Source organism: Xanthomonas indica (genome assembly GCF_040529045.1).
In the GTDB taxonomy this organism is placed as follows: Bacteria; Pseudomonadota; Gammaproteobacteria; order Xanthomonadales; family Xanthomonadaceae; genus Xanthomonas_A; species Xanthomonas_A indica.
The window spans coordinates 624,574-641,041 of sequence record NZ_CP131914.1; the positions used below are offsets into that span (position 1 = coordinate 624,574).

The 16,468-nt window shown below is 70.6% G+C and carries 16 protein-coding genes; 4 read left to right on the forward strand and 12 right to left on the reverse strand.

Translation table 11 applies throughout. The features are described from left to right. Positions 1-126 precede the first annotated feature (126 nt). Positions 127-606, reverse strand: a complete 480-nt coding sequence (locus Q7W82_RS02660; RefSeq protein ID WP_184502778.1) for an Lrp/AsnC family transcriptional regulator — start codon at positions 604-606, stop codon at positions 127-129. A 126-nt stretch (positions 607-732) separates the two neighbouring features. On the opposite strand from Q7W82_RS02660, the gene phhA reads away from it, so the two are divergent. After that, positions 733-1,623 (forward strand): phenylalanine 4-monooxygenase, encoded by an 891-nt coding sequence (phhA, locus tag Q7W82_RS02665; protein ID WP_242158255.1) that lies wholly within the window; start codon positions 733-735, stop codon positions 1,621-1,623. A gap of 226 nt (positions 1,624-1,849) precedes the next feature. Here the strand turns inward: phhA and Q7W82_RS02670 are convergent, their stop codons facing one another. The 10 genes from Q7W82_RS02670 to Q7W82_RS02715 form a co-directional block, all read right to left on the reverse strand. Continuing rightward, positions 1,850-2,926: a cupin domain-containing protein gene (locus Q7W82_RS02670; RefSeq protein ID WP_242158252.1), complete on the reverse strand. Its 1,077-nt coding sequence runs from the start codon at positions 2,924-2,926 to the stop codon at positions 1,850-1,852. Between the two features lie 154 nt (positions 2,927-3,080). Further along, on the reverse strand, positions 3,081-3,737 hold the full coding sequence (locus Q7W82_RS02675; RefSeq protein WP_242158244.1) for an RpiB/LacA/LacB family sugar-phosphate isomerase: 657 nt from the start codon (positions 3,735-3,737) through the stop codon (positions 3,081-3,083). Positions 3,738-3,879: 142 nt separating this feature from the next. Then, on the reverse strand, positions 3,880-4,635 hold the full coding sequence (kduD, locus tag Q7W82_RS02680; protein ID WP_242158242.1) for a 2-dehydro-3-deoxy-D-gluconate 5-dehydrogenase KduD: 756 nt from the start codon (positions 4,633-4,635) through the stop codon (positions 3,880-3,882). A 58-nt stretch (positions 4,636-4,693) separates the two neighbouring features. Beyond that, positions 4,694-5,548 (reverse strand): 5-dehydro-4-deoxy-D-glucuronate isomerase, encoded by an 855-nt coding sequence (gene kduI / locus Q7W82_RS02685; protein WP_242158240.1) that lies wholly within the window; start codon positions 5,546-5,548, stop codon positions 4,694-4,696. A 155-nt stretch (positions 5,549-5,703) separates the two neighbouring features. Further along, positions 5,704-6,096, reverse strand: coding sequence for a glyoxalase superfamily protein (locus Q7W82_RS02690; protein WP_242158238.1), 393 nt, complete (start codon positions 6,094-6,096; stop codon positions 5,704-5,706). A 124-nt stretch (positions 6,097-6,220) separates the two neighbouring features. Then, positions 6,221-7,279 carry a LacI family DNA-binding transcriptional regulator gene (locus Q7W82_RS02695; protein ID WP_010343057.1) on the reverse strand — a complete coding sequence of 353 codons (1,059 nt, stop codon included), beginning with the start codon at positions 7,277-7,279 and terminating at the stop codon, positions 6,221-6,223. Between the two features lie 172 nt (positions 7,280-7,451). Beyond that, positions 7,452-8,735: a TRAP transporter large permease gene (locus Q7W82_RS02700; protein ID WP_242158236.1), complete on the reverse strand. Its 1,284-nt coding sequence runs from the start codon at positions 8,733-8,735 to the stop codon at positions 7,452-7,454. Positions 8,736-8,737: 2 nt separating this feature from the next. Next, the gene (locus tag Q7W82_RS02705; RefSeq protein WP_242158234.1) at positions 8,738-9,256 is read right to left on the reverse strand and encodes a TRAP transporter small permease; all 519 of its coding nucleotides are present in this window, start codon (positions 9,254-9,256) and stop codon (positions 8,738-8,740) included. Between the two features lie 10 nt (positions 9,257-9,266). After that, a complete protein-coding gene (locus tag Q7W82_RS02710; protein WP_242158227.1) occupies positions 9,267-10,262 on the reverse strand; it encodes a TRAP transporter substrate-binding protein in 996 nt (331 codons plus the stop codon). A gap of 36 nt (positions 10,263-10,298) precedes the next feature. Beyond that, positions 10,299-11,123, reverse strand: coding sequence for a 2-keto-4-pentenoate hydratase (locus tag Q7W82_RS02715; RefSeq protein ID WP_242158225.1), 825 nt, complete (start codon positions 11,121-11,123; stop codon positions 10,299-10,301). Between the two features lie 443 nt (positions 11,124-11,566). Here Q7W82_RS02715 and Q7W82_RS02720 point away from each other — a divergent pair, with 443 nt between their 5' ends. The 3 genes from Q7W82_RS02720 to Q7W82_RS02730 all read left to right on the forward strand — a co-directional run bounded on the left by Q7W82_RS02720 (position 11,567) and on the right by Q7W82_RS02730 (position 14,946). After that, the gene (locus Q7W82_RS02720; protein ID WP_242158216.1) at positions 11,567-12,580 is read left to right on the forward strand and encodes an alpha/beta hydrolase; all 1,014 of its coding nucleotides are present in this window, start codon (positions 11,567-11,569) and stop codon (positions 12,578-12,580) included. Positions 12,581-12,695: 115 nt separating this feature from the next. Further along, positions 12,696-14,351: a carboxylesterase family protein gene (locus Q7W82_RS02725; RefSeq protein WP_242158214.1), complete on the forward strand. Its 1,656-nt coding sequence runs from the start codon at positions 12,696-12,698 to the stop codon at positions 14,349-14,351. Between the two features lie 124 nt (positions 14,352-14,475). Further along, entirely contained in the window at positions 14,476-14,946 is a 471-nt protein-coding gene (locus tag Q7W82_RS02730) for an MEKHLA domain-containing protein (RefSeq protein WP_242158212.1), read from the forward strand. 307 nt (positions 14,947-15,253) lie between these two features. Here the strand turns inward: Q7W82_RS02730 and Q7W82_RS02735 are convergent, their stop codons facing one another. Next, entirely contained in the window at positions 15,254-16,432 is a 1,179-nt protein-coding gene (locus Q7W82_RS02735; protein WP_242158202.1) for a GGDEF domain-containing protein, read from the reverse strand. Positions 16,433-16,468 lie beyond the last annotated feature (36 nt).

Below are 16,468 nucleotides of genomic sequence, written 5' to 3' on the forward strand. Positions count from 1 at the left end.
GGCCCGGCAGGGCTGGCGGAGGGGCTGTGGCCGTGGATGGCCGTCGCAGAACGCAAATGTAAATCGTTAGCAACAACTTAACAAGGGTTGCCATGCGCAGACACGCGGCGGCACATCGTCGTGCCGCTAGCCGCGCGGCAGCGGCAGGCCGGCGAAGTCCTTGACCGTCCGCAGCACGAAGCTGGAATTGACGTCGGCGACGCCGGCGGCGTTGAGCAACTTGTCCAGCAGAAACGCGGAGAAGTGCGCCAGATCGCGGACGTAGACGTGCAGCAGATAGTCCATGTCGCCGGTCAGCGCATGGCACGCGACCACTTCGTCCCAGCCCTGCACACTGTCGGCAAAGTGGGCGATGCCGCTCTGCCCGTGCTTTTCCAACTGCACGCGGACGAAGGCCTGCAGGCCCAGGCCGATCGCCGCCGGCACCAGCCGCGCGGCATAGCCGGCAACCACACCTTCGGCTTCCAGCCGTTGCACCCGGCGCAGGCAGGCCGAGGGCGACAGGTTCACCTGCGCGGCCAGCTCGGCGTTGCTGGCGCGGCCCTGCCGCTGCAGCAGGGCGAGCAGGCGCAGGTCGGTGCGGTCGAAGGTCGGCGATCCGGTCATTTATTGCCCTGCAACATGGCTTCCACGCAATGATCTTGCGCGCAGCGCCAGGAGCCGTGCAACTTCGCAAGCCCATTGCGCGGCGGCGCGCCTACCATCGTGGCATCCCGTTCCGGAGCGTCGACCATGGATACCGCACCGCGCCGCGTCGAACACCAGCAGACCGACAAGGGCTACGTGCCGGTCTACACCACCGCCGTCGTGACCCAGCCTTGGGACAGCTACAGCGCCGACGACCACGCCACCTGGGGCACGTTGTACACGCGCCAGCGCGCGTTGCTGGTCGGCCGCGCCTGCGACGAGTTCCTGCAGGCGCAGGACGCGATGGGCATGGGTTCGCAGGCGATTCCGCGCTTCGACGAACTCAACGCCGTGCTGCAGGCGACCACCGGCTGGACCCTGGTCGGCGTCGAAGGGCTGCTGCCGGAGCTGGACTTCTTCGACCACCTGGCCAACCGCCGCTTCCCGGTGACCTGGTGGATCCGCCGTCCCGAGCAGATCGACTACATCGCCGAGCCGGACCTGTTCCACGACCTGTTCGGCCACGTGCCGCTGCTGATGAACCCGCTGTTCGCCGACTACATGCAGGCCTACGGCCGCGGCGGAGTGAAGGCGCATGCGATCGGTCCGGAGGCGCTGCAGAACCTGACCCGGCTGTACTGGTACACGGTGGAATTCGGCCTGATCGACACCCCGGACGGCCTGCGCATCTACGGCGCCGGCATTGTCTCGTCCAAGGGCGAATCGCTGTATTCGCTGGAGTCGGACGCGCCCAATCGGATCGGCTTCGACCTGCAGCGGATCATGCGCACCCGCTACCGCATCGACACCTACCAGAAGACCTACTTCGTCATCGACAGCTTCGAACAGCTGATGCAGGCGACCTCGCCGGACTTCACCCCGATCTATGCGGCACTGGCCGACCAGGCACACCTGCCCGCCGGCCAGGTGCAGCCGCATGACCGCGTATTCCATGCCGGCAGCGGCGAAGGCTGGGCGGACGGCGGCGACGTGTGAGGAGCACCAAGGCGCGATCAGCGACAGGCCGATTGCGCTGCTGCAGGCATACGTTCGCAGTGCGCATGACGCAGCGCGCCCCTCTCCCATCGGGAGAAGGGTTGAGGTGAGGGTACGAGCGCGCAGCGCGCACAGAATTGGCTAAGGCGGGTTGCCTTCCCAGGGATGCGCCGATCCGCGCAATGGCGTAAACCAGCGACCGTGCAGCGGTCGCAGGCCATTGACCTTAACGTGGATACACCAATAGCAGCACCAGCGGTTCATCGCCCACCTGCTGCAACGCGTGCCTGCTGCCGGGCCGGGTCAGCAAGGCATGGCCGGCGCGCACGTCGTACTGCGTTCCGTCCAGCACGTAGCTGCCGTGTCCGCTGACGATGTAGTAGATCTCGTCCTTGTGCTGTGGATGCAAGCCGATGCCGGCGCCCTGGTGCAGCACGCGTTTGCGCAGCACGAATGGCAGGTCCTGCACATCGGCGAAGAAGGGGTACGCCGTGGTCGGCCCTGCGCCGCCGTGCGGGCCGGGCTGGCCGCGGGCCAGCGTGTCTTCGTGCAGTACCTGCGATTGCGCCGAGGCGTGGGTGGGGCGCACCACGTCGCAATCCAGATCACGCACCAGCGCCGGGCGCAGGGTGGGCAGCGCCTGCACCACATCGCGCAGCGCCAGGCAGGCCAGGGCGTTGGCACCAGCGATGCTGAAACGGCTGGCGGCGGCAGCGTCCTGTTCGGGCACGAACAGGTACGGGCGCGCGCCCTGCTCGCCCAGCGCACGCAGCCAGGCACGGCTGCTGGCGTCGAGGTCGATCAGCACGACCTGCTGCGTGCTTGCCAGCCGTCGCAACGCCTGGATGCCTTGCGCAGGTGTATCCAGCGGCACACCCTGCATGAACAACGGGCGCGCCACCGGCGTGACCAACACAGGCGTGGCGCCCTTGGCGCGTACCTGCATCAGCGCGCGGGCAACCGTTTGCTGCAGGTCAGCATCGCGGCTGGCGTCTTCGCGCTCGACGTCGTCGTGGCCAAACTGGATCAGCACCACGTCGCCACGACGGAGTTCGCTGGCGAGCGTGTCGAGCGGACCTTCGGCGGTGATGCGGCGCGCGCTGCGCTCGTCCCTGGCGTGATTGCGCACCTGCCACGCGTTCGGGTCCAGGTAGCTTTGCAAGGGCTGGCCCCAGCCGGCCTGCGGCGCACGCTCGGCGCCGACCTCGGCAGCAACGGCGTCGCCGACGATGAACATGCGCTGCGGCTCGGCGCCGGTGACGCTCGCGAAGAGCAACAGCAATGCGGACAGGAGCAGGCGCATGGGCACTCCGCTGCGCTGGGGCTGCTTGGCACCCGATCGGTTGGCGTCATCAGGCCAGACTGACAGGGAGCAGCGCGGTAGGCGTTGACCGATCCTTCGGCCCTCACCCCAACCCCTCTCCGCGGGAGAGGGGCTCGAGCATCGCATGGTGCGATCAGGCTGCAGCGGCCTCGGCCTTCCCCAACACGCCGGCGACGAAGGCGCGCAGCTCGGCATCCTGGGCATTGTCGAAGAAGCACTGCTGGAAGCGCGGGCCGCCCACGGCCTGCTTGACCAGGTCCGGGTCCAGCGCGCGCAGGCCGTCCAGGTAGGACTTGGCCAGGGCCTGCTTGACCTGGGTCAGGATGCCGGCGTTGGCCTGCTGCGATTCGCGGCGCTCGGCCGGGTAGCCCATGCCGCGCTCGCCGCTGAAGGCCTTCTCGAAGATATAGCGCACGTTGATCTCCGCGCCCCAGCCGTAGCCCTTGGCGAAGGCCAGCGCCAGCGCGTTGCCGTTGTTGACCTGGGCGAACAGGTAGGCGTCGGTGGGCTCGATGCAGTAGCCGCAGAACACGCCCGGGTGGGCGTTGAGCGACATCATCGCGCCCTGGCCGGTGCCGCAGCCGGCGACCACGAAGTCCACCGCGCCGGCATTGAGCAGCAGGCCGGCGCAGATGCCCAGGTGGATGTAGGTCAGGCGGTGGTCGGCGTCGCCGTCCATGCCGACGTTGAACACGCTGTGGCCCTGGGCGGCGGCGACGTCGTTGAGCTGCTGCAGGATCACCGGGTTCTTGGCGGCCTGGCTGAACTCGTTCATTAGGGCGATTTTCATGGGGGTCCTTTGGTGGGGGATTGGGTGGTGGGATAGATCTGGTTGGGATGAGAGGGGTCGGCGGTGGTCGCACCCTCATCCGCCCTTCGGGCACCTTCCCCCAAAAAGGGGGCCGAGGTCCCGGAGGGAGAAGGAGGAGCGGTTAGCGGGCGAGCCAGCCGCCGTCGACCGGGATCACGGTGCCGTTGACGTAGTCCGAGGCGCTGCTGGCCAGGAACACCGCGGTGCCGCCCAGGTCTTCCGGCACGCCCCAGCGGCCGGCCGGGATGCGCTCCAGGATCGCCTGGTTGCGCGCGGCGTCGGCGCGCAGCTGCGCGGTGTTGTCGGTGGCCATGTAGCCGGGGGCGATGGCGTTGATGTTGACGCCCTTGGCGCCCCACTCGTTGGCCAGCAGGCGGGTGATGCCGGCGATGCCGGACTTGCTGGCGGTGTACGAGGGCACGCGGATGCCGCCCTGGAACGACAGCATCGAGGCGATGTTGATGATCTTGCCGCTGCCCTGGGCGATGAAGTGGCGGCCGGCGGCCTGGCACATGAAGAACGCGGACTTGATGTTGACGTTCATGACGTCGTCCCAGTCCTGCTCGCTGAAGTCCACCGCGTCGGCGCGGCGGATCAGCCCGGCGTTGTTGACCAGGATGTCGAGGCGGCCGAGGCCGGCCAGGGTCTCGTCGAGGATGCGCTGCACCGGCTCGATGCTGATCAGGTTGGCCTCGATGGCGATGAAGCGGCGGCCCAGCGCGGTGACCTTGGCCTCGGTCTCGGTCGGCGCCTGGATGCCGGCGGCGGCGATGTCGGCGCCGGCCTGCGCCAGGGCCAGGGCGATGCCTTGGCCGAGGCCGGTGTTGGCGCCGGTGACCAGGGCGACCTTGCCTTCGAGACTGAACGAGTGGGTCATTGCGGGGCTCCTAGAAGGGATGACGGTGGAGACGGTGGCGGCGCACGCGGAAGGCGGCCTACTTGAGCTGGCAGATGTCCAGCACGTGCATGTCGGTGTAATCGAGGTTCTCGCCGCCCATCGCCCAGATGAAGGCGTAGTTGGCGGTGCCGGCGCCCATGTGGATCGACCACGGCGGCGACACCACCGCCTCGTTGTTCTGCACCACGAGGTGCCGCTGCGCGTCCGGCTCGCCCATGAAGTGGTAGACGCGGTCGTTGGCGCCGAGGTCGAAGTAGAAATAGACCTCGCTGCGGCGGTCGTGCAGGTGCGGCGGCATGGTGTTCCAGACGCTGCCCGGCTTGAGCACGGTCAGGCCCAGCAGCAGCTGCGAGGACTGGCAGGTGGCCGGCACGATGTACTGGTAGATGGTGCGTTCGTTGCTGGTCTCCAGCGCGCCGCGGTCCAGCGCCACCGCCTCGGCGATCGACAGGCGCTTGGTGGCGAAGCGCGCATGCGCCGGGGTGGAGGCCAGGTAGAACTGCGCCGGCGCGGCCGCGTCGTCGGAGGCGAACACCACCTCGGCGCTGCCCATCGCCACGTACAGGCCGTCCTTCGGGCCCAGCGGATACGCGGTGCCGTCGACGGTGACGGTGCCGCTGCCGGCACCGACGTTGATCACGCCCAGCTCGCGCCGCTCCAGGAACGGGTGACCGGCCGCCGAGGCCGGCTCGGTCTGCGCCGGCAGCGTCAGCGCCTGCGTGCGCGGGACGGCGCCGCCGAGCACGAAGCGCTCGTAGTGGGTGTACTTCAGGGTCACCGCGTCGTCCACGAACAGGCCGTCGAGCAGGTACAGGTCGCGCAACTGGTCGTTGCTGGCGCCCTTGATCGCGTCGGGATGGGTGGCGTAGTGGGTCTTGCAGTACAGGGACATGGGCTTCTCCAGTGCAGGCGACGGCATGCGGCAGCCCGCCACGGAGGACAGTCTAGCGGGTCTGGTAAACCGGTGTCATTGCGCAGTGCACGAACGGCGGGGATTGGGGAGTCGGGATTCGGGATGAGAGCGCTGCAGCGCTCGCTGATGGCGTGCTAACCGGGCGGCAGGGGCTGGCCGACGTCGATGCGGTTGCCGTCGGGGTCGGCGAAGACGAAGCAGCGCAGGCCGAAATCGGCGTCGCGGATCGCCTTGATGATGCGCACGCCCTGCGCCTGCAGGCGGTCGTGCAGCGCCGCCGCGTCGTCGACCAGCAGGTGGGCGACGTTGCTGGTGCTGCCGCGGTGACCGGCGCGCAGGGTCAGGTGCAGTTCGGCGTCGTCCTTCTTCAGGATCACGAAGCCGACCGGGCTGCCGTTCTGGAACACGCTGCGGAAGCCCAGGCAGTCGGTGTAGAAGGCGACGGCGCGGGCGATCCCGGCGACGGGCACGGTCGGCGCCAGGCGGCCGAAACGGACCGCGGCGGCGGCAGGAACAGGGGACGACATGGCGAAGGCTCCTCGCAGCAAGGCCGCGTGGGTCCGCCCGGGCGGTGCCGGAACGGAGCGGGCCTTGGATGGGCGGAGCGGTGGCCGCACGGTCGGCCGGCAGTCTACACCGGCCGCGCCGCGCTCAATCCTCCGGCGGCTGGCAGGAGTCGCGCACGATCAGGTGCGGGCGCACGCTGGCCACCGCCAGCGACGGCGTGCCCTCGGGCTGGATCAGCATCGCCGCGGCGGTGCGGCCGGTGTCGCGGGTATGCCGGCGCACCGAGGTCAGCGAGGGCCACAGCCGCGAGGCCAGCGGGCTGTCGTCGTAGCCGATGATCGACAGCTGGCGCGGGATGTTGATGTTGGCGCGCAGGGCGACCTTGTACACGCCGGCGGCCATTTCGTCGTTGCCGGTGAAGATCGCGCTGGGCCGCTGCTTGCCCAGCAGCAGCTTTTCCGCCGCGGCCACGCCCGATTCGAAGGTGTAGCCGGCCTCGACGATGCGCGCCGGCGGCAGCTCGATGCCGCGCCGGGTCAGCGCGTCGATGAAGCCGGCGGTGCGCTCGTGCGCGGAGCGGTAGGCGCTGGGGCCGGTGATCAGGGCGATATCGCGGTGGCCCAGCGACAGCAAGTAGTCGGCGGCCTCGGCGGCGCCGTCGCGGTCGTGGGTGACCACCATCTGCGAGGTGTCGTCCAGCGGCAGCGAGGCGATGCGGGTGTAGCGCACGCCGATCCCGGCGAGCATGTCGGCCAGCGCCTGGTCCTCCGAGGCGCGCGGCACCAGGATCACCCCGTGCAGCTTCTGCTGCTGCACGAAGCGGCGCACGCCCTCGATGTAGCCGGGGCTGCGGCTGTCGCAGGGATGCACCACCAGCTCGAAGCTGGAGCCGCGCAGCGCGTCCAGCGCGCCGTACTGCATGTCCACGATGTACTGCGCGGTGGGATTGTCGTAGACCATGCCGATCAGGAACGAGCGGCGGAACGCCAGCCCGCGCGCCAGCGGGTCCGGCGCGTAGCCGACCTCGCGCATCAGCGCCTCGACCTTCTCGCGGGTGTCTTTGCGCACCAGCGGTGAGTTGTTGATGATCCGCGACACGGTCTTCTTCGACACCCCGGACAGGCGCGCGATGTCGTTGATCGTCGCGGCCTTGCCGTGAGCGGAAGCGGGAGCATCGGCGGGGCGGGGCTTGTTCGGCGCCATGGACGGAAAACCGGGCGAAAGAGAGGGGATTCTACTGGGTGTCATGTTCGCACCAGCGTACGGTCACGCAAGCGCTGTAGACGCAGCGCCCGGCGCGGCGCCACCGACGCCGGCCGCGGCGCTCGGCGCGAACGGCTCGCGATTGCCGCCTGGCGCACGCCACCGCACCGACTCAGGCGCGCAGCGCGCGCGGCAACCACAGCGACAGCTCCGGGAAGAACGCCACGATCAGCAGCACGCACAGCGCCGCCAGCCAGAACGGCCAGATGGTGCGCATGCTCTGGGCCACGGTGATCTGCCCGATCGAGGTGCCGATGAACAGCACCGAGCCCACCGGCGGGGTGATCAGGCCGATGCCGCCGGCCAGCACCATCACCAGGCCGAAATGGATCGGGTCGATGCCGTAGGCCTTGGCCACCGGCAGGAAGATCGGCGTGCAGATCAGGATCTTCGGCGCCAGGTCCATGAACATCCCCAGCAGCAGCAGCATCACCACGATCATCAGCAGCACCGTGTGCTGGCTGTGGGCGATGGACTGCAGGAAATGCACCGCCGCCGCCGGCACCTGCAGGTAGGCCAGCAGCCAGCCGAACACCGCCGCGGTGGCGATCACGAACAGGATCACCCCGGTGGTGCGCGCGGCATGCGTCACCGCGGCGAAGAACTCGGCCCAGCGCAACTGCCGGTACAGCAGCGCGGTCACCAGCAACGCGTACACCACCGCGATCGCCGCGCTCTCCACCGCGGTGAAGATGCCGGCGCGGATGCCGACGAAGATCAGCGCGACCAGGCCCAGGCCCGGCAACGCGCCGACCAGGCGCAGCGCCACCGCGCGCCAGCCCGGGAACGCCTCGGTGCCGTAGCCGCGCGAGCGCGCCACCGCGTAGCCGGTGAGCATCATTGCCGCGGTCATCAGCAGCGCCGGGACGATGCCGGCGGCGAACAGGTCGGCGATCGACAGGCCACCGCCGGCCGCTGCCGAGAACAGGATCAGGTTGTGCGAGGGCGGCACCAGCAGCGCCACCAGCGCCGCGGTCATGCTGACGTTGACCGCGTAGTCGCGGTCGTAGCCGCGGTTGATCATCTGCGGAATCATGGTGCCGCCGACCGCCGAGACGTCGGCGATGGCCGAGCCGGACACGCCGCCGAAGAACAGCGAGGACAGCACGCTGACCTGACCCAGGCCACCGCGCATGCGCCCGACCAGCGACGACGCCAGCGCGATCAGGCGGTCGGAGATGCCGCCGCGCAGCATCAGTTCGCCGGCGAAGATGAACAACGGGATCGCGATCAACGATGCCGAACCACTGCCGGCGGAGATCTGCTGCACCAGCACCACCGCAGGCAGGTCCAGATACAGCAGCGTGGCCAGCGCCGCCGCGCCCAGCGCGTACGCCACCGGCACGCCGATCAGCAGCAACACCACGAACAATCCCAACAGGATGGCGATGGCCATGCTCAGTTCCTCCCCACGGTGGTGCCCGGGCGCAGCACCCGCCAGGCCTGGTACAGCGCGAACACGCTCATCAGCGCGCCGCCGATCGACAGCGGCAGGTAGTTGATGCTCTGCGGCATCCGCGCGCCGGCCATCTTGATGTCCAGCCCGTCCAGCAGCAGCACCGCGCCCCACCATGCGATCACCGCGCCGATCGCGGCCACCAGCAGCGGGCGCAGCAGGTCGATGACCCGGCGCAGGGTGGCGTGCAGCGTCTCGGCCAGCAGGAAGAAGCCGAAGTGGCGGCGGGTGTGCACGCCGGCGGCGGCGCCCAGGCTCATCGCCGTGCTCAGCAGCAGCAGCGTCACCGGCTCGGTCCAGCTCGGCGAGTCGTTGAGCACGTAGCGGGTGAACACCTGCCAGCCCTGCACCACCACCAGCCCGAGCAGGGCCGCGGCGGCGATGCCGATGGCGAGGTTGGCGATGCGGTCCAGCAGCCGCTGCAGCGGCGACACCGGGAGGGCGAGGTCGTGGTCGGTCATCGGCATGGGCTCAGGCGAAGTCACGAATGCGGCGGTAGAGGGCTTCGATGTCCGGCTGCTGCCGGTACTCGGCCAGCAGCGGCGCGGCGGCCTTGCGGAAGGCCGGCATGTCGACCTCGTTGACGGCCACGCCGTAGTCGATCACCTGCTGCCGCGCCTGCGCCTCGGAGGCGTCCCACAGCCGGCGCATCACCGTCACCGACTGCCGTGCGGTCTCCAGCACCAGCGCGCGCTCGTCCGGCGTCAGCGCCTGGAAGCTGCGCCGTGACATCACCAGCACGTCCGGCGCATAGGAGTGATCGCTCTGCGACCAGTAGTGCGCGGCCTCGAAGTGGCGGCTGGACTGGAAGCTGCGCATGTTGTTTTCGGCGCCGTCGATCATGTGCGTTTCCATCGCCGAGAAGGTCTCGCCCAGCGACATCGGCGTCGGGTTGGCGCCGAGCATGCGCATCAGCTTGAGGAAGATGTCCGAGTTCGCCACGCGCAGCTTGAGCCCGTGCAGGTCCTTGGGCTGCCGCAGCGGATGCTTGGTGTTGTAGAAGCAGCGCGCGCCGGAGTCGTAGATCGCCAGCCCGACCAGGTCGCGCTGTTCGAAGCTGCGCAGGATGCTGTCGCCGACGTGGCCGTCGATCGCGCGGCGCAGGTGCGCCACCGAGTCGAACACGTACGGCAGGCACAGCGCCTGGGTCAGCGGGAAGGTGTTGTTCAACGCGCCGGAGTAGACGCGGGTGATGTCGATGGCGCCGAAGCGCGCCATGTCGATCGCCTCCGCCTCGCGGCCGAGTTGGCCGGAGTGGTACTGGCGCAGGCGCAGGCGGCCGCCGGTCTGCTGCTCCAGGGTCTGCCCGAACCAGCGCACCGCCTCCACGGTGGGGTAGTCGGCCACGTGCACGTCGGTGGCGGTGAGCAGGCGGGTATCGCCGCGCTGCGCCAGCGCACCCAGCGGCACGCTGGCCGCCGCCGCGGCGGTGATGCCTGCACCGAGGAATCGTCTACGAGTGATCATGCTGCGCCCTCCCGCGCGTCGTGGTCATCGCGCAGCCTAGGCCGCGACCGCCCTGCAATGAAGTTCGCCGTAGCCATCGAAGCGGATCGTCGCCTGCTGGCCGATGGCGATGTCGTGGATGCCGGTGGCATTGCCGGTGGCGATCAGCTCGCCGCGGCGCAGCGGCCGCCCGCGCCTGGCCGAGCGCGCCAGCGCGAACGCGAACGCCGCGCGCAGCCCGCCTGGCAGCAGCGTGGCGCCGCCGGTGCCCACGCATTGCCCTTCGATCCAGGTCTCGGCGCGCAGCGCGGTTTCGTCCAGCGCGGTCCAGTTGGGCACCTGGGGGCCCAGCAGCAGGCCGTTGTTGTTGCCGAAATCGGAGATCACCACGCGCGGACCCAACTGGTTGATCGTGGCCAGCGGGCTGCTCGCCACCTCGACCCCGACGAACAACGTCGCCGGCACCTGGGCAGCCTGCTGCGGAGTCCAGTGCAACTGGTCGGCGGGGACATCCGCGTCCAGGCGCAGCACGTACTCGGCCTCGACCGCGCCGAAGCCGCCGTCGAACACCGGGATGTCGGCTGTTCCACCGGTAGCATTCCATAGCGCAGCAGCGAAGATCGGGCCCAGCAGGCGCTCGTCCCCGGAATGGTCGCGGCGCTCGGGGGCGATGTAGCCGACCTTCCAGCCGACCACACGATCCGGCCATTGCGCGATCGCCAGGTCCTGCACGCGATAGGCGGTCTCCAGATCGTCCGGGATGACGCCGGGGAAATCGGGCAGTGCACGCCCCTGGCGGCGGGCCTGGACGAAGCGGGCCGCGATATCGGCCAACGCGGGCGGTGGCGTCTGCGACGGGCCGGAAGGAAGGCTCAAGGGCATCTCCGCAAGGATGGGGGGTCGGGAATTGCTGCGCCGCGCATCGACAGCGCGTTGCGCCGTTGTATATGGTAAACCGGTGTCATTGGCAATGTGCGGTGCGGCAAAGGGCCGGGAATCGGGAATCGGGAATCGGGAATCGGGAATCGGGAATCGGGAATCGGGAATCGGGAATCGGGAATCGGGAATCGGGAATCGGGAATCGGGAATCGGCAACAGCAACAGCAACAGCAACAGCAACAGCAACAGCAACACAGCGTCATGCGTTGGCGCAGGCCGCGCGCACACTGGAAGCCACGCGCTCTCGGCGGCCATCCGCGCCGCGCGGCTTCCTCCACCCACGCGAGATCTCGATGATGTCGGCCCACCTCCTCCCTACCCGCCTACGTCCCACCGAATCCCTGTCCCCGCGCTGCGGCAGGCGCCGGTCGCGTCCCCGCATCGCCGTGCTGGCGGCGCTGGGCCTGTTGCTGGGCGCCCTCGGCACGGCCGCGGCGGCCGAGCGGCCGGCCAGCGAGAGCGCCGCCGAGCTGGCGGCGCGGCTGCCGCTGTGGCCCGGTCCGGCGCCGGGGTCGACGGCCGGGCCCGAGCAAGCGCACCTGGTCGAGCGCAGCGACGACCCTGCCCTGCCCGACCGCGCGCTCAGCGGCCGCTACCAGCCCTACCTGGTGGTGTACCGGCCGAAGCACCCGAACGGCAGCGCGCTGCTGGTGGCGCCCGGCGGCGGTTACGCGCGCATCGTGCTGGACAAGGAAGGGACGGCCCTGGTGCCGATCTTCGCCGAACAAGCCGGTATCACCCTGTTCGTGCTGCGCTACCGGCTGCCCGACGCGGCCGTCGACGGCGCCGCGGCGCGCGACCAGCCGCTGGCCGACGCGCAGCGCGCGCTGCGCCTGATCCGCGCGCATGCCGCGGACTACGGCGTGGACCCGCAGCGCATCGGCGCGATCGGCTTCTCCGCCGGCGGCCACGTCGCCGCCAGCCTCGGCACCCTCTACGACGACCCGGTGTATCCGGCCCGCGATGCGATCGACCGGGTCAGCGCGCGACCGGACTTCCTGCTGCTGCTGTACCCGGTCATCGACATGGGCAGCGGCACCGCGGCGCACACCGGCTCGCGGCTGCGGCTGCTCGGCCGCCACCCGGATGCGGCGACCATGGCCGCCTACTCGCTGCAGAACCGCGTGCACGCCGGCATGCCGCCCACCTTCCTGGTGCAGGCGCAGGACGACCCGGTGGTATCGGTGGAGAACAGCCTGCTGTTCTACCAGGCGCTGCGCCAGGCGGGGATACCGGCCGAGCTGCACCTGTTCGCGCACGGCGGCCATGGCTTCGGTGTCCGTGGCATCGCCGGCCTGCCGGTGGCGGCCTGGCCGCAACTGGCGTTGAGCTGGATGCGTAACGTGCAGGACGATCCGCGTGCCCGCGCGCCGATCCCGCCGCCGGCGGGCGGGAAGTGAACCACATGGCCTGCGCGCCGCTGCACGCCCCGCCAGGCGATCGCGTCGCCGGTGGCCGCCGCGCCGCCACGCCGCGACCGCGTCCCCGATCGCCTCGTCAGGAGTCCGTCCACGCATGACCGTCCGCCCTCGCCTGCCCGGCGCGCACACCGCCGCCTCCGCCGCTGCCGCCCCCGCCGACCACGGCCGGCGCCGCTTCCTGCGCGACGGCGCACTCGGCGCGCTGGCCTTGAGCGGCGCGCTGCCCGGTATCGCGACCGCGGCGGCGCCGACGCCAGCGGCGCCGCTGGCGCGCACCCGCAGCGGCCGCATCCGTGGCGTGCGCGACCAGGGCGTGTGCGTGTTCAAGGGCATCCCCTACGGCGCCGACACCGCGCCGCGGCGCTTCCAGCCGGCGCTGCAGGAACGGCCCTGGCACGGCGTACGCGACTGCAGCGCCTATGCCGCCTCGGCGCCGCAGCGAGGATCCGAGCCGGTCAGCGAGGACTGCCTGTTCCTCAACGTGTGGACCCCCGGCTTGCGCGATGGCGCGCGGCGCCCGATCCTGGTCTACATCCACGGCGGCGCCTACAACAACGGCTCCGGCAGCGACCCGCTGTACGACGGCGTGCGCCTGTGCCAACGCGGCGACGTGGTGGTGGTCAGCGTCAATCACCGCCTCAACGCCTTCGGTTATCTGTATCTGGCGCCGTTCGGCGGCCCCGCCTATGCCGCCTCGGGCAACGTCGGCCAACTCGACCTGGTGCAGGCGCTGCACTGGGTGCGCGCGCACGCGGCCGAGTTCGGCGGCGATGCCGGCAACGTCACCGTGTTCGGCCAGTCCGGCGGCGGCGCCAAGATCGCCACATTGATGGCGATGCCGGCCGCGCAGGGCCTGTTTCACCGCGCCTGGACCATGAGCGGGCAGCAAGTCACCGCCGCCGGGCCGCGAGCGGCCAGCCAGCGCGCGCAGTTGCTGCTGCAGGCCCTGCAGTTGGCGCCATCGCAACTGGACGCGCTGCGCACGCTGCCGCTGCAGCGCGTGCTCGAGGCCACGCGCACGCCCGATCCCTCGCGCGCCGAGCGCACCGCGCTGTACCTGGGCCCGGTGCTGGATGCACAGGTGCTGCACCGGCATCCGTTCTGGCCGGACGCGCCGCCGCAATCGGCGCGCATCCCGATGGTGATCGGCAACACCCGCGACGAGACGCGTGCCTTCCTCGGCCACGATCCGGCCAACTTCGCGCTGAGCTGGGACGCCTTGCCGGACAAGCTGGCGCAGGAGCAGTTCGTGGACCTGTCGCCGCAGGTGGTGATTGCCGAGTACCGGCGGCTGTATCCGCACTACACGCCGAGCGAGGTGTTCTTTGCCGCCACCACCGCCGGCCGCTCCTGGCGCGGCGCGGTGGAGGAAGCCGAGGCGCGCGCGCGGCAGGGCGCGCCGACCTGGGTCTACCAGCTCGACTGGGGCTCGCCGCTGGACGGCGGCAAGTTCGGCGCTTTCCACACCCTGGACATCCCGCTGGTGTTCGACAACATCCGCCAGCCCGGATCGCGCGCCGGCGACGGCGCCGACGCGCAGCGCATGGCCGATGCGATGAGCGCCGCGCTGCTGGCCTTCGCCCGCCACGGCGATCCCAACCACGCCGGCCTGCCGCGCTGGGAGCCGTATTCGTTGGCCCAGCGCGAGACCCTGCTGTTCGACACCGACAGCCGCCTGGCGCACGACCCGCGCGGCGGCGAGCGCCGGCTCTACGCGCAGGTGCCGTTCGTGCAGCGCGGAACGTTCTGAGCGCCTGCGCCGCGTGGCCGCGCCGTCACCGGCGTGGCACAGGCGCAGACCAGGGCCGGGGTCACGTCGGCGAACGTGCGCATCCGCGACAATCCGGGCTCCCGCAGGCTGCCAGACCGCCACCATGCCGCCTTCCGCACCGCAGACGACCCTGCTCGCGCGCATCGACGATTGCTACCGCGCACTCAGCGGTCACGGCCTGTATTGCCCCGACGCCATCGCCGACCGCTACCACTGGCTGCATGCGCAGGCGCCGTACGCCATCCTGGCGCATGACGCCAGCGCCGACCCGGTGTTCTTCTACGCCAATCGCTGCGCCTTGCGCTGCTTCAAGTACAGCGAGGACGAGATGCTCGCACTCCCCTCGCGGCTGAGTGCAGCCCCGGCCAACCGCGCCGAACGGCAGCGGCTGCTCGATGCGGTCGCCCAGCGCGGCATTGCCGATGGCTACAGCGGGCAGCGGGTGGACAAGCAGGGCAACCGCTTCGTGATCCACGATGGTGAAGTCTGGCAGTTGGGCTTCGGCAGCAGCGCCGGGTGGGGCCAGGCCGCGCTGTTCTGGCCCAGCCCTCGGCATACGGTGGTGCTGGCGTAGCGGCAGGCAACGTGCCTCGTGGGAACGACTTCAGCGGCGACGCGCATTGCCGGTCACGCCTGTCGCGGCTGTAGCCGCTCCTACAACCGTGGAGCGCGCATCGAGGCGTCGGCCGGGCCGTGGTGAAAGGGACTTGCATTGCGGCGCGCGGCGCACCACGCACACGGATCCGCTACTGCCTGGCGCGGCGGAACGCATGGCGTTGCGCGCGGGGTAGTGAGCCTGCGCCGCACCAAGCAGCCAAACGCGCGCAGGGCATCGTCGCCGCCCGCCATGGCCGTACCGGTACATGGCGGTTGCCGCATGCCTACCAGCCGGTGTCCTCGGCCAGCACCACGCGGTTGCCGACGGCGCGCGCGGCGTCCAGCAGCGCCTCGGCGCGCTGCATCAGCGTGGCCGGTGTGTCCTCCGGCGCGGCCAGCAGCGCACCGACGCTGACCGTCAGCGCCGGCGCGTCCGCCGCGTCCTGCGCGATCGCCATCACCTCGACCATGTCGCGTAGCGCCGGCGCCACCTGCCGCAGGTGCGCGCCGCTGGCGTCGTACAGCACCAGCGCGAAACGATCGGCCCCGATGCGCATGGCCACGTCCAGCGGCCGCAGCAGGCATTGCATGGCCTCGGCCACCTCCAGCACCGCACGGTCGGCGGCCCCGGCGCCGCTGCGCTGCTTCAGCGCGGCGAAGCCGTCGAGTTCGACCAGGATCAGCGCCAGGCCGCGCTGCAGGCGCCCGCGTTCGGCCAGCGCCACCGCCAGGTGTTCGTCGAAGCGGCGGCGGTCGCCCAGGCCGGTGAGCGCGTCGCGCAAGGCCTCGTCGTCGCGCACCCGCCGCTGCAGGAAACCTTCGCGGCGCGAGTGTTCGCGCAGGTAGCCGCCGACCGCACCGACCGGCACGGCCGTCCACAGCAGCCATTGCAGGCGCAGATAAGCGTCGCGTGCTGCGCCGTCCAGCAACAGGTGGCCGGCGGCGGCGCTGATCGCGCACAACAGCAGCGCCACCGCCACGCTCTGCCACAGCGCCAGGCCCAGCGGAAAGAACCCGGCCACGATCACCAGGGTCATCACCGCCGCCGCATAGCGCAGCTCCTGCGGCGGGTAACCGATGCTCGACAGCACCAGCCCGGTGCCGCCGACCAGCAACAGCAACGCGGCGCGGCCGGGGCCGTGCGTGTCGGCGCGGTGGATCGCGGCCGCCACCCACAGCAGTGCCAGCAGGGTCGCCGCGCGCACCGCGATCGCATAGCCGAGCAGGCCGCCGCCGCCGCGCCAGCCGAAATGCACCGCATCCCAAGCCAGCAGCAGCAGCGCGATCAATACGCCCAGCGAGGCCGCCACGCGCTGCGCGAAGCCCAGCGTGGCGGCGGTGTAGTGGCGGTACGCCCGTTCCAGCGGAGGATCGAAACGCAGCGCGGCGAATCCCTTGCGCAGTTGCGCCGCGTAGGCCTCGCCCGGCGGCGTGTCGTGTGGCTCCTGGTAACGCTCGTGCATGCAGTCCCCTGTCGACGGCAGCGCGGCGCGAAGTGC